Source organism: Mycobacterium colombiense, assembly GCF_001953985.1.
Classification (GTDB): domain Bacteria; phylum Actinomycetota; class Actinomycetes; order Mycobacteriales; family Mycobacteriaceae; genus Mycobacterium; species Mycobacterium colombiense_B.
Genome location: NZ_MBEI01000061.1, coordinates 95,787 through 117,244 on the forward strand (window position 1 = coordinate 95,787; position 21,458 = coordinate 117,244).

The 21,458-nt window shown below is 67.4% G+C and carries 23 protein-coding genes and 1 tRNA gene; 8 read left to right on the forward strand and 16 right to left on the reverse strand.

Translation table 11 applies throughout. The annotated features are described in order from the left end of the window. Nucleotides 1-47 precede the first annotated feature (47 nt). Nucleotides 48-1,262, reverse strand: a complete 1,215-nt coding sequence (gene arcA / locus A5732_RS19785) for an arginine deiminase (protein WP_076051232.1) — start codon at nucleotides 1,260-1,262, stop codon at nucleotides 48-50. A gap of 93 nt (nucleotides 1,263-1,355) precedes the next feature. Between arcA and A5732_RS19790 the strand changes: the two genes are divergently transcribed. Further along, nucleotides 1,356-1,952 (forward strand): alpha-ketoglutarate-dependent dioxygenase AlkB, encoded by a 597-nt coding sequence (locus A5732_RS19790; protein WP_178413063.1) that lies wholly within the window; start codon nucleotides 1,356-1,358, stop codon nucleotides 1,950-1,952. A gap of 4 nt (nucleotides 1,953-1,956) precedes the next feature. On the opposite strand, the gene A5732_RS19795 is transcribed toward A5732_RS19790, so the two are convergent. From A5732_RS19795 to A5732_RS19830, 8 genes are all read right to left on the reverse strand, one after another. Further along, nucleotides 1,957-2,607 (reverse strand): DUF5642 family protein, encoded by a 651-nt coding sequence (locus tag A5732_RS19795; protein WP_076051234.1) that lies wholly within the window; start codon nucleotides 2,605-2,607, stop codon nucleotides 1,957-1,959. A gap of 27 nt (nucleotides 2,608-2,634) precedes the next feature. Next, entirely contained in the window at nucleotides 2,635-3,324 is a 690-nt protein-coding gene (locus A5732_RS19800) for a DUF5642 family protein (RefSeq protein WP_076051330.1), read from the reverse strand. 161 nt (nucleotides 3,325-3,485) lie between these two features. Then, entirely contained in the window at nucleotides 3,486-4,430 is a 945-nt protein-coding gene (locus A5732_RS19805; RefSeq protein WP_139334531.1) for a GNAT family N-acetyltransferase, read from the reverse strand. A gap of 205 nt (nucleotides 4,431-4,635) precedes the next feature. Further along, complete coding sequence (locus A5732_RS19810; protein WP_076051236.1) at nucleotides 4,636-5,190, reverse strand: D-glycero-alpha-D-manno-heptose-1,7-bisphosphate 7-phosphatase; 555 nt, start codon at nucleotides 5,188-5,190, stop codon at nucleotides 4,636-4,638. A gap of 8 nt (nucleotides 5,191-5,198) precedes the next feature. Then, on the reverse strand, nucleotides 5,199-5,816 hold the full coding sequence (locus A5732_RS19815) for a D-sedoheptulose-7-phosphate isomerase (RefSeq protein WP_076103090.1): 618 nt from the start codon (nucleotides 5,814-5,816) through the stop codon (nucleotides 5,199-5,201). After that, the gene (locus A5732_RS19820) at nucleotides 5,804-6,820 is read right to left on the reverse strand and encodes a GHMP family kinase ATP-binding protein (RefSeq protein ID WP_076051238.1); all 1,017 of its coding nucleotides are present in this window, start codon (nucleotides 6,818-6,820) and stop codon (nucleotides 5,804-5,806) included. Before A5732_RS19820 ends, A5732_RS19815 begins: the two co-directional genes overlap by 13 nt. Before the next feature lie 121 nt (nucleotides 6,821-6,941). After that, nucleotides 6,942-8,075 (reverse strand): M42 family metallopeptidase, encoded by a 1,134-nt coding sequence (locus A5732_RS19825; protein WP_076051239.1) that lies wholly within the window; start codon nucleotides 8,073-8,075, stop codon nucleotides 6,942-6,944. 79 nt (nucleotides 8,076-8,154) lie between these two features. Then, complete coding sequence (locus A5732_RS19830; protein ID WP_076051240.1) at nucleotides 8,155-9,357, reverse strand: aromatic ring-hydroxylating oxygenase subunit alpha; 1,203 nt, start codon at nucleotides 9,355-9,357, stop codon at nucleotides 8,155-8,157. A gap of 58 nt (nucleotides 9,358-9,415) precedes the next feature. Here A5732_RS19830 and A5732_RS19835 point away from each other — a divergent pair, with 58 nt between their 5' ends. Further along, nucleotides 9,416-10,024, forward strand: a complete 609-nt coding sequence (locus A5732_RS19835) for a TetR/AcrR family transcriptional regulator (protein WP_076051331.1) — start codon at nucleotides 9,416-9,418, stop codon at nucleotides 10,022-10,024. A 110-nt stretch (nucleotides 10,025-10,134) separates the two neighbouring features. Here A5732_RS19835 and A5732_RS19840 read toward each other — a convergent pair whose 3' ends face one another. Beyond that, entirely contained in the window at nucleotides 10,135-10,641 is a 507-nt protein-coding gene (locus A5732_RS19840) for a formate dehydrogenase (RefSeq protein ID WP_249266679.1), read from the reverse strand. 201 nt (nucleotides 10,642-10,842) lie between these two features. Here A5732_RS19840 and A5732_RS19845 point away from each other — a divergent pair, with 201 nt between their 5' ends. Further along, nucleotides 10,843-12,072: a cytochrome P450 gene (locus A5732_RS19845; protein ID WP_076103091.1), complete on the forward strand. Its 1,230-nt coding sequence runs from the start codon at nucleotides 10,843-10,845 to the stop codon at nucleotides 12,070-12,072. Between the two features lie 120 nt (nucleotides 12,073-12,192). Here A5732_RS19845 and A5732_RS19850 read toward each other — a convergent pair whose 3' ends face one another. Continuing rightward, the gene (locus A5732_RS19850) at nucleotides 12,193-13,491 is read right to left on the reverse strand and encodes a cytochrome P450 (protein ID WP_076103092.1); all 1,299 of its coding nucleotides are present in this window, start codon (nucleotides 13,489-13,491) and stop codon (nucleotides 12,193-12,195) included. Nucleotides 13,492-13,766: 275 nt separating this feature from the next. Between A5732_RS19850 and A5732_RS19855 the strand changes: the two genes are divergently transcribed. Further along, nucleotides 13,767-14,570 (forward strand): alpha/beta hydrolase, encoded by an 804-nt coding sequence (locus tag A5732_RS19855; RefSeq protein ID WP_076103093.1) that lies wholly within the window; start codon nucleotides 13,767-13,769, stop codon nucleotides 14,568-14,570. Nucleotides 14,571-14,662: 92 nt separating this feature from the next. On the opposite strand, the gene A5732_RS19865 is transcribed toward A5732_RS19855, so the two are convergent. From A5732_RS19865 to A5732_RS19885, 5 genes are all read right to left on the reverse strand, one after another. Beyond that, a tRNA-Ala gene (locus tag A5732_RS19865) sits at nucleotides 14,663-14,738 on the reverse strand. A 50-nt stretch (nucleotides 14,739-14,788) separates the two neighbouring features. Next, entirely contained in the window at nucleotides 14,789-15,853 is a 1,065-nt protein-coding gene (sepX, locus tag A5732_RS19870) for a divisome protein SepX/GlpR (RefSeq protein WP_076103120.1), read from the reverse strand. Nucleotides 15,854-16,078: 225 nt separating this feature from the next. Beyond that, on the reverse strand, nucleotides 16,079-16,732 hold the full coding sequence (locus A5732_RS19875) for a GNAT family N-acetyltransferase (RefSeq protein WP_178413064.1): 654 nt from the start codon (nucleotides 16,730-16,732) through the stop codon (nucleotides 16,079-16,081). 20 nt (nucleotides 16,733-16,752) lie between these two features. Beyond that, complete coding sequence (glp, locus tag A5732_RS19880; protein WP_076051245.1) at nucleotides 16,753-18,042, reverse strand: molybdotransferase-like divisome protein Glp; 1,290 nt, start codon at nucleotides 18,040-18,042, stop codon at nucleotides 16,753-16,755. Nucleotides 18,043-18,169: 127 nt separating this feature from the next. After that, nucleotides 18,170-19,081, reverse strand: a complete 912-nt coding sequence (locus tag A5732_RS19885) for a UTP--glucose-1-phosphate uridylyltransferase (RefSeq protein WP_076051246.1) — start codon at nucleotides 19,079-19,081, stop codon at nucleotides 18,170-18,172. Between the two features lie 76 nt (nucleotides 19,082-19,157). Here A5732_RS19885 and A5732_RS19890 point away from each other — a divergent pair, with 76 nt between their 5' ends. The 4 genes from A5732_RS19890 (at nucleotide 19,158) to mscL (ending at nucleotide 21,422) form a co-directional block, all read left to right on the forward strand. Beyond that, nucleotides 19,158-19,757 carry a 5-formyltetrahydrofolate cyclo-ligase gene (locus tag A5732_RS19890; RefSeq protein ID WP_076103094.1) on the forward strand — a complete coding sequence of 200 codons (600 nt, stop codon included), beginning with the start codon at nucleotides 19,158-19,160 and terminating at the stop codon, nucleotides 19,755-19,757. Nucleotides 19,758-19,839: 82 nt separating this feature from the next. Next, nucleotides 19,840-20,163, forward strand: coding sequence for an FmdB family zinc ribbon protein (locus tag A5732_RS19895; RefSeq protein WP_076051248.1), 324 nt, complete (start codon nucleotides 19,840-19,842; stop codon nucleotides 20,161-20,163). Between the two features lie 64 nt (nucleotides 20,164-20,227). After that, on the forward strand, nucleotides 20,228-20,896 hold the full coding sequence (locus tag A5732_RS19900; protein WP_076051249.1) for an SAF domain-containing protein: 669 nt from the start codon (nucleotides 20,228-20,230) through the stop codon (nucleotides 20,894-20,896). 67 nt (nucleotides 20,897-20,963) lie between these two features. After that, complete coding sequence (gene mscL / locus A5732_RS19905) at nucleotides 20,964-21,422, forward strand: large-conductance mechanosensitive channel protein MscL (protein ID WP_076051250.1); 459 nt, start codon at nucleotides 20,964-20,966, stop codon at nucleotides 21,420-21,422. The last annotated feature ends 36 nt before the right edge of the window (nucleotides 21,423-21,458 follow it).

A 21,458-nucleotide genomic window follows, 5' to 3' on the forward strand; every position in this document is an offset into this window, starting at 1 on the left:
GCTTCGGCCCCCGATCACGACCATGACGGCAATCTCGGCGTTATCTCTCAGGGCAGCAGGTCGCGGGCGACGGGACAGGACATGCACCGGGGCCCGCCGCGGCCGGTGCCCAATTCGGATCCGGCGATGGTCAGCACCTCGATGCCGGCGTCCTGCAGGCGAATGTTGGTCTGCACGTTGCGCTCATAGGCGACCACCACGCCGGGGGCCAGCGCCAGCGTGTTGTTGCCGTCGTCCCACTGCTCGCGCTCGGCGACGACGGGATCGAGCCCCGTATCGATGACCCGCAGCTGATCGATCTCCATCGCCTTGGCCGCGGCCTCCAGGAACGGGGCCTCGTCGCTGATCGCGACTCCCTCCGGCGTGCGCGCAATGGTGAACGCCGACAACGTGTCGACGATGTTGGCGTACATCACCACCGTGTCGGTGTCGACCATCGTGCACACCGTGTCCAGGTGCATCTGGGCGCGCCGCTGAGCGATCGGCACCGCAAGCACCGTGTTGGCCAGGTCGTCGTCAAACAGGCTGCGGGCCAACGCTTCCGCGCCGGCGGGCGTGGTCCGCTCGCCGACCCCGACGGCGACCACGCCGGGCGCCAGCAGCAGCACGTCACCGCCCTCCACGGGGGCGGTGCGCGACTCGTAGGCACGCCGCACGCCGGTGAACCGCGGGTGATGCGCGTAGATGAGGTCGGTCAGCGACGCCTCGCGGATGCGGGCGCGCAACGCCAGCGTCGGGATCACCACCCGCTGGCCGATCCAGATGGACGAGTCGCGGGTGAAGACGAGGTTGGGTAGCGGTTCGATGACGAAATCGCCGCCGTGGTGCATGCGCAGCACCAGCGACACGTCGGTCCGGGTGTCGGGGGGTAACTCGTTGAACGTCATCCCGGCCATCAGCACCTGGGCCAGCCGGGCCGGCTCGAGCCCCCGCAGATAGCCCGAAAGTTCTTGCGCCAACGGCACTCCGAGCCGTCGTGCGTCCACGGCGGCCGCGACGCCCTGCATCCGGGCGGCTCCGCTGTGCGTCAGCGCCTCGGCGAGCAGGTCCGACAACAGCAGCACCTCGATGCCGCGGGACCGCAGCAGCGCGGAGAACTGGTCATGCTCGTCCTGCGCGCGCGCGACCCACGGCAGGCCGTCGAACAGCAGCTGGTCGACGTTGCGCGGATGGAGGCGGAGCAGCTCGGCGCCGGGGCGGTGCAGGATGACCACGCGCAGCGCGCCGACCTCGGAATTGGTGCCCAGCTCAACAACACCCACAGCTCAACCGTAGCGGCGCCGAGCCGCGGGGTCCCGCCACACGCCCGTCGCGCGCCCCACGCGATCGAACGGATGTGCGATAAACTCGGTCGCGTGGAGATCGCGGTTCAAGGCTCCCTGTTCCAGCACACCGAGCGCAGGCAACTCGGTGACGGCGCGTTCATCGAGATCCGTGCCGGCTGGCTCACCGACGCCGATGACCTGCTGGACGCCCTACTGTCGACGGTTCCGTGGCGCGAGGAGCGCCGGCAGATGTACGACCGGGTAGTCGACGTGCCACGGCTGGTGAGCTTTCACGACCTCACGGTGGACGAGCCGCCGCATCCGGAGCTGGCCCGGCTGCGGCGCCGGCTCAACGACATCTACGCCGGCGAGCTCGGTGAACCGTTCACCACGGTCGGGTTGTGTTGCTATCGCGACGGCTCGGACAGCGTGGCCTGGCACGGCGACACCATCGGCCGCAGCAGTTCCGAGGACACCATGGTGGCGATCGTCAGCCTGGGCGCCACCCGCTCGTTCGCGATGCGCCGCCGCGGCGGCGGCCCGTCGCTGCGGCTGCCGCAGGCGCACGGCGACCTGCTGGTGATGGGCGGATCGTGCCAACGCACCTGGGAGCACGCGGTGCCCAAGACGACGGCATCCGTCGGCCCCCGGGTGAGCATCCAGTTCCGGCCGCGCGGCGTGCGGTAAAACGTCAGGTGCGCACCGCGGACACGGCTTTGACGAGCAGGTCGCGCGCCCGCTGGGTGTCGACCGGGGCGACGGGCTGATTGGGAAGCACCAACGGGTTGGCGATGACGATCACCTGGTAGTCGCCGAATGCCGCCGAATAGTCGTACAGCTCACCGGTGCGTGGACCGCCCGGTGTCAGCGCCTGCATGACGCGATGCACGCCCAGCGTGCGGGTGCTCTCGATCTGCGGCACCTCGACCACCTGGACACCGCCCCGCATCTGCGGCCCGGTGAAGGTCACCTTGTTGCAGTCCTTCCCGGGGTCGTTGAACGGCAACGCTTTTGAGGTCTCCAGCGCGATCACCACGAACCGGTTGCCGCGACCCTCGGCGGTGACCGCGGACATGTTGCCCTGCAGGTCAGCCGGCATGTCCGGCCCGGCCGCCACTTTCGCGCAGTTCGCCGGGTCGAACGTCAACCCGTCGGGCAGTTTTCGGCCCGCCAGCAGCTTGGGATCGATTCCCCGTTCGCTGATGTCGCTGACCTTGAACTCGGGTCCGAAGCTGGACTTCACGTCGACGACCTTGCTGATGTCGACCCTTGCCGAATGAGTGGCCGAAGAGCAGCCGGCCAGGACGCAGACGGCCGCGACCGCGAGCAACATCTTGGACATCGTGGCCAATCTACCCAAGCGGGTAGCTCAGCTGCGCAACGTGGACACTGTTTTGGCGAGCAGATCCGCGGCGAATTGCGGCGGCAGCACCGGAAGCGCGGAACCCGGGTCGGTGGTCAGCGTGGTGAACGCGTAGTAGTTCCCCAGGTAAGCGGTGAATGTGTAGGTGCGCGAATCTATTTCGGTGCCCGATTCGACGGAGGACTTCACGTCGGCCACCATGCCGACGGTGTCGACGCCATCGACGTGCGGCGGGTCGGTGAGGTGGACGTGCACTACGGTGCGCCCGGCGGACTCCGACCACTGGGAACACGAGGTGAGCAGGTCGTCCGGGAAATCCACCGGCTCAGGCAAAGCCACCACCACCGCGTCGACGATGCCGCCGCTCCCCGATCCCGACACGCCCTGCGCCGACTGGTCGCGCCCATTCCCGGGATCGGCCAACGTCCCGCACTTGGCCGGCTTGGCCTGCAGGTCGTCCCCCAGGCTCCAGATCACCCTCGGCGAGGCCGCGCTGGGGATTCCGGTGGTCACCTCGTAACCGGGCGGCAGGTCCCGAACGACCCGCTTGATGTTGGCGGGGTTGACGGCAACGGCACTGGGCGGAGCGGGTTTCGTGGGTTTGGCCGACGGCGCGTGTGCCGGTGAGTGACCGCACGCGGCGATGACCGCCGTGAGCACGGCGGCCAGCGACGGGCCAATCCAGAACGGCCGCATGAGGAGTTGATAACACAAGATCGGGTCATACGTTCGGAACCGCATCCGTCACACGGGTACCGGTCGGAAAGGACCAGGCGATTCCCAAACGTGCTAGCGGATGCGCCAGCGGATTCCGAAGTCACCTCATGGTGCGGAGACTGGCCGCCGCCCGCGCCGACTCAGCCGACCGCCGCGATCACCTGCCGGGCGACGCGCTTGATCTGCTCGGCCTCCTCACGCCGCAGGTGGCGTGGATGGGGCACGTCGATCACGGTGGTGATGACGCCGATGTCTTCGCGCTGCCAGACGGCGCCGTAGCGGTCCATGATCGCGCGCATCGGCCCGTTGTCGGAAAGCATTCGCGCGGAAAACCTTTCGACGCCGTCGACCTCGGCGGCGATGGACAGCGCGCTGATCAGGAAGGTGCCGATGCCGCGACCCTGATAGGCGTCGGCGACGGTGAAGGCGATCTCGGCGACCGTCGGGTCGTTCGCGTCGCGCACGAAGCGCGCGTCGGCCACCGGGTCGCTGCCGTCGGTGACCACCCACACGAAGTGATCGACGTAGTCGACCTCCGACAGGTAGTGCATCAGCGCCGGGGTGGGAAGCCGCGGGGTCATGAAGCGCCGATACAAGGTGTCGCTGGAGAAGTACACGTGTCCGTGCACCGTGCGCTCGCTGTCGCCGGGCAGCACGGGGCGCAGCAACAGCAGCGTGCCGTCGCGCACGCGGATCGGGATCGGCGTGATGAACGCGGCGAGACGCTGGCGCACGGTGCGCAGCAGCCGCGGCGTGATGCCGGGGATGTGCACCAAGCTGGCGAAGGCCCTGGTGTCACCGATCCAACCGGTCAGCGGTTCGGCGGTGGTCACCGTCGCGGTCCGGGGAATGTCACGCAACAGGGCAATCTCGCCGACGATCATGCCCGGGGACGCATGCTCGACGATCACCACGCCGTCGTCACCCACATGGGTGATCTCGGCGGTGCCCGAGGAGATCAGCAGAAACGAAACGGCCTGCTCCCCCTGCCGCATCAGCACCTGGCCGGCCGCGGCGTGCAGTGGCTGCAGGCGGCCCGCCAGCGGGGCGAGGTCTTCAGCGGGAGCGCCCTTGAAGATGTCCATCGTCGCCAGCTCGTCCACCCGGGCGCCGGTCAGTCCGGCCACCGCTATGGACCGCCGCCCGCAGCATCGCGACAGCGCTCTGCGCGTCGCGGTGATGCCATGACCTGCCCGCCTGCTTGCCGTCGTCTACCGCCCGGGCCGAACCCCCCGGATGCGGTCGGATGTTGCCAGGTTATGAGCACCGTTGCGGCTGCGGCAAGTGGCCTCAGCGCGCCACCTGGGCATTCACGATGAGTTCGACGGCGGCGGCAAGGTCGTCGACCACGAAGTCGGCGTCGACGGCTTCGTCGCCGCCCCGGTGGAGCAGGATGGTCGCCGTTCCGGCCGCCCTGCCCGCCATCATGTCGATGTCGGCGTCGCCGATCATGACGGACTCGGCCAGGTCGAAACGGTGCTCTCGCGCCGCGCGCACCAACATGCCGGCCAGCGGCTTGCGACAGTCGCAGCTGTTCGCCGCGTGCGGACAGTGGTAGGCGGCATCGAGCCGGGCGCCTTCGCGCGCCAGCATTTCGGCCAGGCGCCGCTGGGTGGCGGCGAAAGCTGCTGGGTCGGCGGTCTTTTCCGATAGCCAGCGCTGGTTGGTCACCAGCACGGTCCGCAGGCCCGCGGCGTTCAGCGTGGCCAGCGCCTTGGCCGCGCCGGGCAACAGCACCAGCTCAGCGGGTGTTCGGATGTATTCGCCCTCGGCGGCCTTGACGTTTATCGTGCCGTCCCGGTCCAAAAGCACGGTGCGCACGGTGCGCAGGTCGGGTGCGGCCATCGTCGACGTCAGGCCGGCCTGGGAAACAGTGCCGCTTCGACCATTTCGCAGATGGTGTGGCCCAGGTGCAGGCATGCCTCCTGGATCCGCCCGGTGTCGTGGCTGGGCACCCGGATGCAGATTTCGGCGACGTCGGCCACCTTGCCGCCGCGCGCGCCGGTGAGCGTCACGGTCGTCATCCCCGCCTGGCCGGCCGCCTCGAGCGCGCGAACGACGTTGGGAGAGTTGCCCGATGTGGTCAACCCGACCACCACGTCGCCGGGCCGCCCCGCGGCGAGAACCTGACGAGCGAACACCTCGTCGTAGGAATAGTCGTTGCCGATCGCCGTGATCGCCGCGGTGGCGTCGGGCAAGCTGATCGCCGCCAGGCCGGGCCGGTCAAAAGCGAAGCGGCCCATCAGTTCGGCGGCCAGGTGGCCGGCGTCTTGCGCGGACCCGCCGTTGCCGAAGAAGATCACCTTGCCGCCGGCGCGCAACGCGCCGATGATCACGCGGGCCACCTCGACGGTCTGCGCGGCGAGATCGCCCTGCTGCATTTGTTGCTTGACCGCGATGGTTTCGGCAAGCCGCTGCTGCACCAGCTCCACACTCGGCGGGACGACATCGGACTCGGTCAGGCCTGCCATGTGGTCAATCCCTTGCTCTCGAACGCGAATTCGGTGATCATGGCGCCGGCGCCCTCGAGGGCTTCAATGAGTCGGTGCTTTTTGGCGAAGTCGCAGAACAGCAGGATGTATCCCCCACCACCCGCGCCGGTAAGCTTGCCGCCCAATGCGCCGTTTTTCCGGGCGAGGTCATAAAGGTCGTCGATGCGCTCGTTGGTGATGTAGGGCGACATGCGTTTCTTCTGATTCCAGGCCTCACCGAGCAGCGCGCCGAAGTCGTTCAGCTTTCCGGTCAGCAGCGCCGCCTTCATCGCGACCGCCAGATCCTTCTGCGCCCGCAGCCCCGCCAGGGTGTCGTCGGAACCCGTTGTGGCACGCCGGGTTTGGTCCTCGATCACGCGCGCGGAGTCCCGGGTGATGCCCGTGTAGCACAGCAGCAGGCTGAGCTCCAGCTCGAAGGCCGTCTCGTCGCGGATCCGCAAGGGGTTGACGATCACCCGGTCGGTGAACTCGATGAAGTTGAATCCGCCGAACGTCGCGGCGTACATGTCCTGCAGGCCGCCCGCGATGCCCAGGTCGTCGCGTTCGATGGCGCACGCCAGCTGGGCGGTCTCATACTCGCCCATCGGCACCCGATAGTGCTCGGCGAGCAGGCCGGTGAGCGCGACCATCATCGTCGACGACGAGCCCAGCCCCGACCCGGGTGGAGCGCTGGACCGCAGCACCAGGTCGTAGCCGTCCGTGCCGTCGCGGCCGAACCTGCGCACGGCGGCCTTGATCAGGTCGAGGCTGCCGTCGTAGAGGATCTCGCTGTCCAGCGTCATTTCGTGCGTGGTCTTGAAGTCCACCGACTCGATGCTGACCCGGCGATCGGTGCGCGGCGCGAGCGATCCCTGGGCGTAGCGATCGATGGTGGCCGACAGGACGCAGCCACCTTCGGTCGTCGGGAACGGCGGGACGTCGGTGCCGCCTCCGGCGAACGAGATCCGCAGCGGCGCTCGGGCGCGAATTCGTGGGCGTGTCAAGGGGATTCGCTTTGTACCGGCAGCGATTTGGCAGAGACCACACCCGCCACGTGCTATCCCATCGTTTGGCGTCCTGAAGCGCCGCCAGCCTAACAGGCTGACCAGCGCGTTCGCCGGGTTTTCAGGTGATCTTTTGACTCGGCTCCAGCACGAAATCGACGACGACCGCGGCCATGTCGTCGATCGCCTGGCGCGCGATCACCTCGTAGCCGTGGGTGCTCAGCGTGGGCAGGCACAGCAGGCCGGCGCGGGCGGTCAGCCCGCTGGCCTTGGAGTGCGACGCGTCGGATTCGAAGGCGCCCAGCGCGGCCGGCTGTGGGGACAGCTTGCGGTCGGTGGCGATTTTCAGCAGCCGGTCGGCGACGCCTTTGTCGTAGACACATAGCGCGTCGCTGTAGCCGATGATCGGGCCGCCGGTGACGGTGGTGTTGTACTCGCGTTCGGTGGGGCCGACTTCCAGGGCCAGGGTGAGGTCGCCGGGCAGGGTGGCACTGGCGTAGGTACCCCCGACCCCGCCGATCTCTTCGTTGGTGGTGAATACCAGGTACGCATCGTCGGCGGGGCGTTGCCCGCGCTCGCGGAGCTGGCGTGCGGCGTGCAGCAGGGCAGTCACCGCGGCGCGGTCGTCCATGAAGTAGGCGCCGACGTAGTCCCCGATCTCGACGACCGATCGCTTGCTGCGTTCCATGCAGACGCGGGTGCCGGCGTGCACTCCCGCTGCGGTCAGCTCGTCGGTGCTGCGGCCGGTGAACACGTACACGTGATGCCAGTCCAGCGAACGGTCACCCTGATCGGGCTTGGTCTCCCAGATCCGCGCGCTTTCCTGGGTGGTGTGCTCGGAACCGAGAGTCAGTACGGCGGTGAGGGTTTCGTTGTCGCCGAGCACGGCGACCGGGCCCAGCCCGAAATTTCCCGGGTACATCGTGCCCAGCTGCGTCAGATGCAGTGTGCCATCGGGTTCTACGCGCTTGACGATCATGGACAGCTCGTCCATGTGCGCCATCACCCGGGTGGCGGTGCCGGGAATGGCCTCAGTGCGGTGGCGGTGGTTGGGCGCCCCGGCATCGCCGGCCGAAGGATTGGCGGCAACGTAGCCGATCAGGTTGCCGGCGTCGTCGGTCCACATGTCGTCGACGAGGGGTTCCAGCTCGCGGGCGATGACCGCGCGTACCTCGTCCTCCTGCCCACACGGCCCGTAGGTCCACAACAGTTCTTGCAATAGCTCGTCGGTGTAGTCACGATCGCGGTGCGCCATCGGATCCTCTCCGCTTCGGGTTCAAAGGATCAGTACCCACGGCGGTCCGCGGCTACCCGACCGGAAGCAACAACGCTGTTCAGGCCAGCGCGACGCCGAGTTCCTGCGCGAACACCTTGATCATGTGCTGGACGGCGATTTCGTTGCGTCCGATGATCATGTGGTCGTGCTGGCCGTGCCGGACGCCCTCGCCGCACTGGGGCAGCATGGCGAAGTCCTCGTCGCGCACGGCCGCGTGCACCCCTTCGAAGACCGTGTCGTAGGCCGCTCTCATCTCGTCGTTGGTGGCCGGGATGCGTCCCATCCAGCTGTGCCGGACGGTGCAGCGGGTCGGTTCACCGGCGGGCAGCATGTCGATGATCTCCACGCCCACCGGGCTGTTGGCCAGGATGAGGTTCGGATACACCCAATAGATCACTCCCATGTTCGTCGAGGGGTCCAGCGACGCCGTGGGGTCGGTGTCCGCGTTGGTGATCCAGGTGAACGGAAAGCCGATGCGGTGATGCTTACCGAATTCGTCGTAGACCATCGTGTTGGCGAGGGTGTTCTGCCCGATGAGGCTCTCGCCGTGCACGTACGGGAAGTGATATCCCTCGGCGAACGCTTCCAGGGCGCCCTTCCAGGACACCTCGGACGTGAATTCGCGCTGCGTGTGATAGCCGTACGACTCGTAGTTCCACAGCGCCAGTTCGGTGCCGAAGTCACCGAGATGGTCGTCGAGATCAATGGTCGCGCCGGCGGTCAGCACCGCCCAGATGAAGCCGTGCCGCTCCTCGGACGGCAGCTCCACCAGGCCGTAGTCCTTGGTGTCCATCGAATCGAAGCCGGCCTTGCCCGGGACGGTGAACAACTCGCCGGTGTTGCGGTACGTCCAGGCGTGATACGGGCAGACGAACCGCGAGGCGTTGCCCGAGCCGCAGGCCGGCATCGCGCCGCGGTGCCGGCAGTAGTTGAGCAAGACGTGGCTGGCGCCGGTGCGGTCGCGGGTGACCAGCAGCGAGTCGCCCAGCACCGAGCGCACCACGTAGTCATTCTTGTTCGGCACCTGCGCCGACGGGACGATGGCCAGCGGCACCCGGCGCAGGATCTGCGATTCCTCGATCTCGGTGATCTTGGGGTCGCGGTAGTAGTGCAGCGGCACCCGCAGTTCGCGTTCGGCCAGGTCGGTCGTCTTGTCCAGGGCGTGACGCAGGCCCCGCCGCGTCAGCGTCTCGTCGGTGCCGCTCACCGGCTTGTCGATCGTCGTCACCCTGGGCTCCTTCGCCTCGATGCTTCGGACCATACAATCATTATCGTTTGTATTGTCAAGACCGGCGGCCGGTGTGTGCGACGATCACGCCATGCGCCGGCACGGCTGGTCGGGTGACATCCCGGCCGATGACGATGAGGCGGTCGCACGCATCCTGGGCGCGACCCGCAGCGCCATCGACGCGCGAGGAACCGTGAGCGTCTCCGAGGTCGCGTCGACGCTCGGCGTGACGCGTCAGACGATCTACCGGTATTTCCCCACCCACGAGGCGCTGCTCGGCGCGACCGCACTGTCCGCGGTCGACGGGTTCCTGGATCGGCTTGCGGCGCACCTGGGTTCGATCACCGATCCCACCGAGGCGGTGGTCGAGGGCATCGCCTACACGTTCGAGCAACTCGCGCACGACAAGTACCTCAGCCTGGTGTTCCAGCCCGGCAAGGCCAGCGCGTTCACCGCGGGCGTCACGTCCGACATGGCCATTTCGTTCGGCCGGTCGATCCTGCAGCGATTCGACGTCGATTGGGCCGCAGCGGGATTCGCCGGGGGCAGGCTCGACGAGCTGGTCGAGATCATGCTGCGCACCGTGCAGTCACTGATCGTGGACCCGGGCCGTCCACCGCGCACCGGACGGGAGCTGCGACGGTTCCTGGAGGACTGGATCGCGCCGTCGGTGCGCGCGCACGCCGCCGTCGAGCGGTGAGCCTGACTACCTACCCGTGAACCGCGGCGCCATCGCCGCGAATCACTCAGAGAATTTAGAGCACCGCCCTCAGTGGGGCTCAGGGGTGTCGAGGGCCCCAGCTGATTTCGTCAGACTGCCTCGTCCTCGACGTCCGCCGCAAAATGGTTAATGCTTGGACGCAGATGTCGCAGTAGCTCCTCACCGGAGAACTGCAAGCGATCGGCCTCGGTCAGGAAATCAGACTGCGAGGCCGAGGATTCGTAGACCGATCGGGCGTCCTTCACCGCCCTCGGCTCGCGCACCGCCTTACGCTTCTTCAGGCGCATCAGTTCGGGATGCATCTTCTTCCGCTGTGAGGGAGGGACCAGCGCACCACGGTTGAAGGCCCTCATACCGAGCTTGTCCGCGACCTCCCGGACCTGACAAGTCTGCAAGCGGTAGCGCCACGCGATTTGCGAAATCGTGTACCACCCACGTGGCATCCGCCAGACCCAGCCCGCCACGGTAATCACCGTCAACACGGTCGCCAGGGTCGCTTCAGGGCGAAACGCCTTTCCGGAGAACATGATTGCCGCGATCCCGACTACCAGCATGACGACGACAGCTGACACGAAGAAAATCTGAGTCGGGCTCACGCCGCCTCCTTGCGTTCCATCGCGAGTATGTCCAACGGTCTCAGAACCGACGGGCGGTGAAATCGCGACACGCCGTAGCGTCACCGACTCGAGACCGGCTCTGGCTCCGTCCGGGATGGCCGCTGCAGCGATGGCTTAAGATCGGACGAAGTGACAGCCAACTGCCGGTTATGCCGGCCTAAAGCTGATACGGAGGGGGCAATGCCCGTCAGCATCTCCAGCCCGAGCGTGTTCGATGCGGGCTTGCCGACCATCGAGTACGACGTCGCCACCGCCACACCCGAGCAGGTCTATCCGCAGCTGTTGGCGGCGCAGCGACAAGCACCGATCGCGCTGGGGCCCTATGGACCCGAGGTGCTCTCCTACGCACTCGCCCGAACAATGTTGCGGGACAATCGGTTTCAGATCCCACCCGGGTACATCCTCGCCATCCAGGGCATCACCTCCGGCCCCCTCTGGGACAAGGTCGTCAACTCGCTGTTGGGCATGGAGGGCGCCAAACACCAGCGCGTCCGCAGTGTCGTGTCCAAGGCGTTCACCCCGCGCGCCGTCGAACGCCTGCACGCCACGATCACCGAGGTCATCGACGAACTCGTCGAACCGATCAGCCGCCTTGGTCACTGCGACGTCGTCACCGACATCGCGCGGCCCTACCCGGTGCCCATCATCTGCGCGCTGCTCGGCGCGCCCCGCGAAGACTGGCAACGGTTTTCGCTGTGGGCCGACGACATCTTCAGGGCTTTCAACTTCACCTTCACCGCCGATGACGAGCCCGGCGTGATGCGCGCGTGGGGCGAACTCGACGACTACGTCGACGACATGATCGCCCGGCGTCGCCACACCCTGACCGACGACCTGCTTTCCGACCTCATCCGCGCCGAACACGACGGGGACCGGCTCGACGCCGGAGAGCTGCGCATGCTCGCCGCCGCGCTGCTGCTCGCGGGCACCGACACCACACGCAACCAGGTGGCCGCCTCCATCGGGGTGCTCTGCGAGCACCCCGACCAGTGGGAGCTCTTGCGCAACACACCCGAGCTGGCGATGACCGCCGTCGAAGAGACCATGCGGCACTCCCCGATCGCCACCACCTTATTGCGTGTCGTGGCCGAGGACGTCGAACTCGCCGGGGTCCACTTCCCCCAGGGAACGCTGGTGTTCGCGAATACCGCTGCGGCCAACCGTGATCCAGCGATCTACGACGATCCCAACCGATTCGACATCACCCGCGAGGGATTGCCGCCCGTGCTCAATTTCGGCGCCGGCGTGCACTACTGCCTCGGCGCGAACCTGGCGCGGCGCGAAATCGCCGAAGCGCTGAAAACCGTCACCCGCCGAATCGCGAACCCCCGCAAGAACGGACCGTCACCCTGGAAGCCGGTCGTGGGCCTGAGCGGGCCGGCGAGCCTGCCCATTGAATTCGACACCTGACGGGCCGACTCATGGCGCTGTTGTTACTGGTCCTCAAGGTTGCGCTGCTCGCTCTCATCGTCGGAGGCACCGTCGCCCTGATCGCCCGGGGAGTCGGACGCGCGGGACGCTGAGGCGCCCTTAATCCAGGACTACCGTGGTCCCCCGACCCGGCACGTGGGTGATCGACCGGCGGTTTATCGGCTCGGATTTGAAGTCGACAGGTCGCACCCGTGCGGTGCTGAACAGTGCGCTAAGCACAATCCGCATCTCGCATTCGGCGAAAGTCGCGCCAAGGCAACGGCGCACGCCCCCTCCGAACGGAATCCACGTGTACGTTCCCGCCCGGTTGTCGAGAAACCGCTCGGGACGAAACTGCTTCGGGTTGGGGTAGACGTCGGGACGTCTGTGCATGAGATAGATCGATGGTGCGACCTTTGCCCCGGCGGGCAATGAGAACCCGTCGACCTCCATCGGTTCTGTGAGCCGTCTGCTGACCAGGGCGAGCACTGGCCGCAGCCGGAGTGTCTCCTTCACCACGGCATCGACGTACCTCTGGCCGTCGCCGGATTGCGTCTCTTCGACAAGCCGCGAATGCACATCCGGATGACGGATGATCCGCTCGACTGCCCACGCCAGTCCCGATGCCGTTGTTTCGTGGCCTGCCAATAGCAACGTGACGAGTTCATCGCGAATCTCTTTGTCACTCATCGGGTTACCGTCTTCGTGCTTGGCCTTCAACAGCATCGACAGGACATCTGTGCGGCTACCAAGATCCTCTTGCCGTCGGCGAGTGACGATCTCGTCGTGGAGCAGCCGATCCACTTCGGCCAGCAACTTGTTGGTGAGCGCGGTCCTCAGCTTTTGGGGACCGGCGACCAAGAGAAACATCTGCGCGACGGCATGAGTGGTGAGAGCGAGCATCCGCTGCAGCGCGTGGCGCAGCCGGTCCATGCTCTGCCCGCGCTCAAGGCCGAACACGAGATGCAAGATGACTTCGAGCGTCAACGCTTGCATCCGAGGGTGCAGCCGCACCGGCACACCACGCGGCCAGCCGGCCATCTCGGCCTCCACGATGGCGGTCATCGTGGACATATAGTTCTGCAAGTGGCTGCCGCGAAAGGCGGGCATGAGGAGGCGGCGCTGTTCTTTGTGCGCGTCGCGGTCGAGCAGCAGGACCGAGTTCTGGCCCACCACGGGCAGCAGGATGCGGTTCGCTTCCCCGGCGAGCGCCAGTTCCGGAGGCGTGGTGAAAATCTGCCGCACCGCATCTGGGTGCGAGACCATCACGATCGGTCCTTCACGCACCAACTTCATGGTGAACGTGTCGCCGTATCGGGCGGCGGCGCGCTCCATGAATTCCCACGGCCGCGCTATCCACTCGGCGGTTTGCACCGCCGTTGGTAGTCGAGGACCGGGTGGCAGGGTGCTGGCAGCCATCTATTACCCCCAATGGGGACGGCGCGCGATGGGTTGCTTCGAGCACAGCAACTTTATGTGCTGAGGCGGCCGACCACCAGAGCCTCGATGCGTTCGACGCATCGACGGGCGAGCGGATGGTTCAGCGGACGACTGCTGGAGCTGCTGCGGACGCACTGCCGACGGGAGGACGGAGAGAAGTGGCGCTGGGCCGTTCGAGGCGCCGCGGGCCAGCCCCACCCCGACATGAGCAGAAATCGCGACAATGCGTTGTCAGCTAGTGCCATTCTTTGGGCATGCCTGATGACCCGCATGTTGTCCTCATTCACGGCAACTGGTCGCGCGGAGAACAGCTAGCCGCGGTCCGCGCTGCCTTCAACGAACGCGGCTATACGGCGCACACTCCGACGCTGCGCCATCACGAATTGCCGATCCACCAGGGCGCCGCCAAGATCGCGTCCTTAAGCCTGCGGGACTACGTTGACGACCTGGTGGAATTCGTCGGTTCGCTCGAAGCACCACCGCTATTAGTCGGCCACTCGATGGGCGGCCTACTTGCGCAACTGGTCGCTGCGCGCACACGCCACACCGGGTTAATAGCCGCATGTCCCGCTCCGGCGGCGGGCATCGCCGGTTCGACTCCTGCGAATAGGCGCATGTCGATGCCCTGGTTCTTACGATTACGGCCGTGGGCAAAGCCGGTGCCTCCTCCCTCGTTCGAGCGATTCCGGCAATGGGTGGCCAACACGCAATCGGAAGTGACCGCACGCGAGATATATGACGGCCTGGTCTGCGAATCCGGGCGAGCGCAATGCGAGATGCTCCTCGCGGTCCTCAAGCTTTCCAGGGCAACCTATGTAAACGCCACTTCAGTGAACACGCCGGTACTAGTGATAGGAGGCGAGTGCGACTTGATCGTGCCCGCAGGAGTCTTGCGTCAGACAGGGGCTCAGTATCAGCACGCTGACGTCGTCCACATACCGAAATCCGACCACATGATCTTCTCCGGGAATTGCCTGCCTATAACCATGAGTCACATCGACGAATGGCTTACGAAGAACCAGCTTCTGCCAAGGCGCGGTACAACATCGCCCTACTGACGCCCACAGCGCCAGCGATTGAGCCGGCCGGTTCTCCGCTGGCGTGCATTCGCTGCGCCAAATTCGCACATGCACCCTGAACTGCTCAAACGTGGTGGAGCTAAGGGGAATCGAACCCCTGACCTACTCGATGCGAACGAGTCGCGCTACCAACTGCGCCATAGCCCCTGACCGCTAGCAGGCTACCAGCCGCGGCACCAACTACCGAACTGCCGGGACTATTCGCCGACGGCGCGGGGCAAGTCCCGCGGCCAGCCGAAGGTCCGCATGGCCATCGCGTAGTCCAGGTGCTCGAAGACGGGGTCCTCGTCGTCGATCTCCAGGACCACCGCGCCGGGGCGTCGCAGCCGCGACGGGACCACGTCGTAGTCGCGGTCGTAGGCGTTCTCGACGCCCATCCGCGCCCGCGCCATCCGCTTCATCCGGCGGTTGCGCACCTTCTCCTCGATGCGCGTCTGGCGCCGCAGGTAACCCAGGTACATCAGGGTGATCGCGGTGGCCGTGCCGCACACCCACCAGGCGGTCGGCGAGATCTTGAAGGCCGCGGTGGCCGAGCCGATCAGGACGACCGCCATCACCATCAGGACCTTCTTGCGGAAGGCGTACTTGCGGGCGCTGACCGCGGCGGCGGTCTTGTTGTCGAACCTGCGCCGCCTCGAGGCGTTGCGCGGCATCGGCGCCGGCGCCTCCTCGTCGACGTCGTCGGCCTCGGCGGCGGGCTCCAGACCGGACGAGTCCTCGACGTACTCGTAGCTGTCTTCGTCCTCGGTCTCGTCGCGTTTAGCGACGGCCTCGGTGTCGGCCTCGTCCTGTTCGATCGGCTCGATGTCGGCCGTCTCCGGCTCGGCCGCAGACGCGTTGGCCCCCACCGGAAGTACGTGGGAATCCTCGACCACATCGACGTCGAGGTAGTCGGGCTCGGCGGGCTCGGCGACGGCCATCCTCATCACGACCGGGCGCCGGCGGCTCAGCTCGTCGGTGTCGGCGTCGTCGTCCGCCTCGTGGTCGCGGTCTTCATCCTCGGAGAAGTCGCGCTCCTCGTCGAGGTCGGTGTCGGCAGGCTCTTCCGGCGGTGTCCAGTTGGGATCGCTGCGATGCCCGGCGGCCGGACCGCTGCGCTTGATCAGCCGGGAGTTGCCACCACCGTTGAGCACCCGGGTCGCCAAAGCCACGTCGCTGGTGCGCCGCACCGCATCGCGCTTGCTGACGAGCATCGGCACCAAGACGAACAGCCACAGCACCACGAGCGATATCCACAACAAAGACTGCGGGATGCTTGGCATGATGACCTGCTCTCTTCGGTGTCCATCCCCCGCGAAGCCCATTGGTGGCCAACGCGGCCGGGTCGTACTGACCAGGACAATTACACACCTGTAATTTGCCTCTCACAAGCACCACGAGTCACTCGTGTCGCGCCAGTCCCAGAATGGCAACGATTCGGACTCCCCCGCGAGCCGTCGGAGACTCCCGCACGGGACGGCGAAATCCCCGCCTCTTGCGAAAAGCCGTCACACCCAGCTGGCGTTACCGGCGCGGACCAGGGCCGATGCCACCGATCCGTCCACCTCTTCCACGGTGATGGCCATCAGCAGGTGGTCGCGCCACGCCCTGTCGACTTCCAGGTAGCGCTGCAGTAGGCCCTCCTGGCGGAAGCCGACTTTGGCCAGCACGGCCCGGCTCGCGGCATTCTCCGGGCGCACGGTGGCCTCGACCCGGTGCAACATCACCGGGCCGAAACAGTGATCCAGCCCCAGCGCCAGCGCCGCGGTGGCCACGCCGCCGCCGGTGGCCGATCGCGGCACCCAGTAACCGATCCACGCCGACCGCAACGCGCCGTGGGTGACATTGCCGATGGTCAGCTGGCCGCAGAAGTGGCCGTCGAGCTCGATGACGTAGGGCAGCATCCGCCCCTGTCGCGCCTCGGCGCGCAGACCGGAACACAGCGCAGGCCAGGCCGCCACCGCATGACGGGTCGTCCAATCGCCCTCGGAGCTGGGCTCCCACGGTTCGAGATGCGCACGATCGGTCAGCCGGATCCGACTCCACTGCGCGCCATCGCGCAGCCGCACCGCCCGCAAGCGCACGACGCCGCCCGGAACCCGCAGTGGCCCAACGCTCATGGGCCACCCTGGATGACGGGAATTGGCGCGCAACAGGTTCACCGTGTGTGCAGTCTTTTCGCTCAGCCGCGCTGAGCCAGGAAGGCGACGTCGACGATCTCGCCGGTGCGGATCTGCTCGGCGCCGCTGGGCACCACGACCAGACAGTTCGCCTCGGCGAGGGTGGCCAGCAGGTGCGACGAGGCGCCCGGGCCGCCGCCGAGCGCCTGGACCAGATACTCCCCGCTCTCCTGGTCGCGCATCAGCTGGCCGCGCAGGAAGCCCTTGCGTCCGGCCACCGACGTGATGGGCGACAGCGTGCGCGCCTGCACGATGCGACGCATCGGCTGACGCTTGCCCAGCGACAACCGGATCAACGGCCGGACCATCACCTCGAAGACCACCAGTGCGCTCACCGGGTTGGCCGGCAGCAGGAAGGTCGGCACGCCCTCGCGGCCCAGCTGCCCGAAACCCTGGATGGATCCCGGGTGCATGCCGACGCGCACCACCTCTATCTCGCCGAGCTCGGCGAGCACCTGGCGCACCGCCTCTGCCGCGGCGCCCCCGACCGCGCCGGCGATCACGATCACCTCGGCGCGATTGATCTGGCCCTCGACGATCTCGCGGAGCTCGCGGGGCCCGCCGCTGACGATCCCGACGCGGTTGACCTCCGCGCCGGCATCGCGGGCCGCCGCGGCCAGCGCATAGGAGTTGACGTCGTAGACCTGCCCGTTGCCCGGGGTGCGCGAGATGTCGACCAGTTCGCCGCCCAGCGCCATGATCGTCACCCGGGGCCGCGGGTGCACCAGCACCCGCTCGCGGCCGACCGCGGCCAGCAGCCCGACCTGCGCCGCACCGATCACCGTCCCGGACCGCACCGCGACGTCGCCGGGCTGGACGTCGTCGCCGGCGCGGCGCACATAGGCGCCCGACGGGGCGCCGCGCAGAATCCGCACCCGCTGCGTCCCACCGTCGGTCCAGCGCAACGGCAGGACCGCGTCGGCCAGGGTCGGCAGCGGCGCCCCGGTCTGCACGCGCACGGCCTGTCGCGGCTGCAACCGGCTCGGGGTGCGCGACCCCGCCTCGACCATCCCCATCACCGGCAGCACCAGGCCCTCGCGCCCGTCGCCCTCGCCCGATTCCTCGAACGGCCCTGGCAGACCCTCGCTGCCCACCTCGCCGACACCGAGGACGTCGACGCTGCGCACCGCATAGCCATCGATCGCGGCCTGGTCGAAGCCGGGCATCGGGCGCTCGGTCACCACTTCTTCGGCGCACAGCAATCCCTGCGCCTCGGCGATCGCCACACGTATGGGCCGCGGGGCCACCGCGGCGGCGGTGATCCGGGCCTGCTGCTCTTCCACCGAACGCACAGCGCGCCTCTCTGCCTTCGGGCCGCGCATGGGGCGACCCGCTCACTGCGCAGGCGGGGCATCCCCGCCCGGGACCGCTACGCGTTCCGCCGGGCCGCCGTCGTCCGCCGGCCGGGTCAGCGCCCGGCTACTGCTCGGCCAGACCTAATCGCGCCACCAACCACTGCCGCAAATCCGGGCCGTAGTCGTCACGATCCAATGCAAAGTCAACCGCAGCCTTGAGGTAGCCGCCAGGATTTCCCAAGTCGTGTCGAGATCCGCGATGCACGACCACATGCACCGGGTGGCCCTCCGCGATCAGCAACGCGATGCCGTCGGTGAGCTGTACTTCGCCGCCGGCCCCACGCTCGATGCGGCGCAGCGCATCGAAGATGGCGCGGTCGAGCACGTAACGGCCGGCCGCGGCGAACGGCGACGGCGCGTCCTCGGCCCGAGGCTTCTCGACCATGCCGTTGACCTTGAGCACGTCGGGATTGTCGTCGTCGGGAATCGGTTCGACGTCGAAAACGCCGTAGGCGCTGACCTCTGCGGGCGTCACCTCGATGGCGCACAGCACCGTGCCGCCGTAGTGCGCGCGCACCTTCGACATCGTGCCCAGCACGCCGGTCGGCAGCACCAGGTCGTCGGGCAGCAACACCGCGATGGCGTCCTCGTCGTCGGCCAGCCGCGACTCCACGCAGCCGATCGCGTGCCCCAGGCCCAGCGGCTCGCTCTGCACGACGGATTCGACCTTGATCAGCTGCGGCGCGCGGCGGACCTTGTCCAGCATCGCCGTCTTACCGCGCTCCTCTAGCGTGCTTTCCAGCACCAGGTCTTCGACGAAGTGCGCGACGACGCCGTCCTTGCCCTCCGAGGTGATGATCACCAGGCGCTCGGCACCGGCCTCGGCCGCCTCGGCGGCCACCAGCTCTATGCCCGGCGTATCGACAACCGGCAACAGCTCCTTGGGGACCGTTTTGGTCGCCGGCAAGAAGCGGGTACCGAGACCCGCGGCGGGCACGACTGCTGTGCGTGGCACCACCACGTTTGGGCTTGACATTGTTCACACGATAACCCGCATCCGCCTCGCCGAGTCGATGTGGCGCGGGCAAAGACCGGGCTGTCATGGTTAACGGATGGCGACCACCAGCAAAGCCGCGTTGCGCGAACAGCTGCGTGCCGCCCGGCGCCACGTTGCCGACGACGTACGCGCCACCGAGGCGCGGCAGCTGTGCGAGCGGCTGGAGGCCCTGGAAAGCATTGTGACCAGCGACAGCACGATCTGCGCCTACGTGCCGGTGGGCACCGAGCCGGGGTCCATCGAGATGCTCGACATGTTGCTGCGGCGCACCGAGCGAGTGCTTCTGCCGGTTGCGCGCACTGCGGCCGACAACACGCCGCTGCCGCTGTCCTGGGGCGAATACCGGCCCGGCACGCTGACCACCGGGCGGTGGGGGCTGCTCGAACCACCGCAGCCGTGGCTGCCGTCATCCGCCCTGGCGCAAGCCGGCGTGGTGCTGGTGCCGGCCCTGGCCGTCGACCGCCGCGGCGCGCGGTTGGGCCGGGGCCGGGGTTTCTACGACCGCTCGCTGGGCGGCCGCGACCCGGCCGCGCGGCTGATCGCGGTCGTCCGCGACGCCGAAGTGCTCGACGAAGTACCGGCCGATCCGCACGACATTCCGATGACCCATGCGCTCACGCCGCGACAGGGATTGATCGATCTCGATGGGCGCTGATGGGAATGAGTCATGTCACGTGGCGGTTCTAGCACTTGAGACGCTAGAGTGCTAACCAGATTGCAATCATCCGGAGGTTTTTGTGCCGACTTACAGCTATCAGTGCACCGAGTGCGACGATCGCTTCGACATCGTGCAGGCCTTCACCGACGACGCGCTGACCACGTGCAAACACTGCGCCGGCCGGCTGCGCAAGCGCTTTAACTCCGTCGGCGTCGTGTTCAAGGGCAGCGGCTTCTACCGCACCGACAGCCGCGACTCCGGGAAGAAGTCGTCGAGTTCGAGCAACGGCTCCTCGTCGAGCGACTCGGGGTCCAACGGCTCGAGCCCCAGCGACAAGTCGAGCAGCAGCTCGAGCGACAAGTCGAGCAGCACCACCGCATCCACCGCCGCCGCGACCAACTGACGGTTATCCACACCGGCCTTGCCGGGCGTGAGCCCGAGCGCCGGGTAACGCCTAACGTTGCCGCGTGGGCGAATCATCGCTGAACCCAAGCCTATTGAGCCGGGTATCGCTGTGGTTGCGCCCGGACTGGACTCGCACCGTGCTGGCGCGCCGCGTCGCCGCGGGCGGGCTGGTGGTGCTGGCCGGGATCGCGACGCTGCGGTCCAACCCCTCCGGTGACTATGCGCAAGTCGTGGTAGCCGACCATGACCTGCATCCCGGCGCCGCGTTGACTCCCGCCGATGTACGGCTCGAAAAGCGTTTGGCGGCAACCATTCCCGACGGGGCACGAGCCGACCTGGGCGCGGTGGTGGGTTCGACGCTGGCCGGCCCGACCCGGCGTGGTGAGGTGCTCACCGACGTCCGGTTACTGAGCAGCCGGTTGGCGGAGTCGACGGCCGGGCCGGGCGCCCGCATCGTGCCGCTGCATTTGGCCGACGCCGCCCTGATCGACCTCGTCCGGGTCGGTGACGTGGTCGACGTGCTGGCCGCGCCGGCCAGCGGTGCGCCGGACAACTCCCACGCGGCGCCCAAGGTGCTGGCCACCGACGCCGTCGTAGTGCTGGTGTCGGCCAAAGAAAAGATGCAGGCCGCCGACGGCGACCGCGTAGTGTTGGTTGCGCTGCCGGCTCGTGTGGCGAACACGGTGGCAGGGTCGGCGCTGGGCCAGACCGTGACGCTCACCCTGCACTGAGTGCCTGGCTGTTGTTGGTCTGCGAGTCGACAGCTAACTCTGTCCAGTCCCAGAAAGGCCATCCCCAATGCTCAAAGGGTTCAAGGAGTTTCTCTCGCGGGGCAACATCATCGACCTGTCCACCGCGGTGGTCATCGGTACCGCTTTCACCGCCCTGGTCACGCAGTTCACCGACAACATCATCAAACCGCTGATCAACCGCGTCGGCGTCAATCAGCAGTCCAATTTCGGCATCCTGCGGATCGGTATCGGGGGCGGTCAAGCCATCGATCTCAACAACGTTCTGTCGGCCGCCATCAACTTCGTGATTATCGCCGCGGTGGTGTACTTCCTGGTCGTGCTGCCGTACACCACACTGCGCAAGCGCGGTGAAGTCGAGCCGGCCGACGACGCGCAGGTCGTCTTGCTCAAGGAGATCCGCGACCTGCTCGCCCAGACCAACGGCGACTCGTCGGGCAGGCACGGTGGCGTGAGCACCACGCCGCCGCCGGAGCACGGTCCCCGCGCGGAAGCCGAATCGAAATAACCCTCGCCGACGTCACCGGCTGGGCTAGCGGCGGAG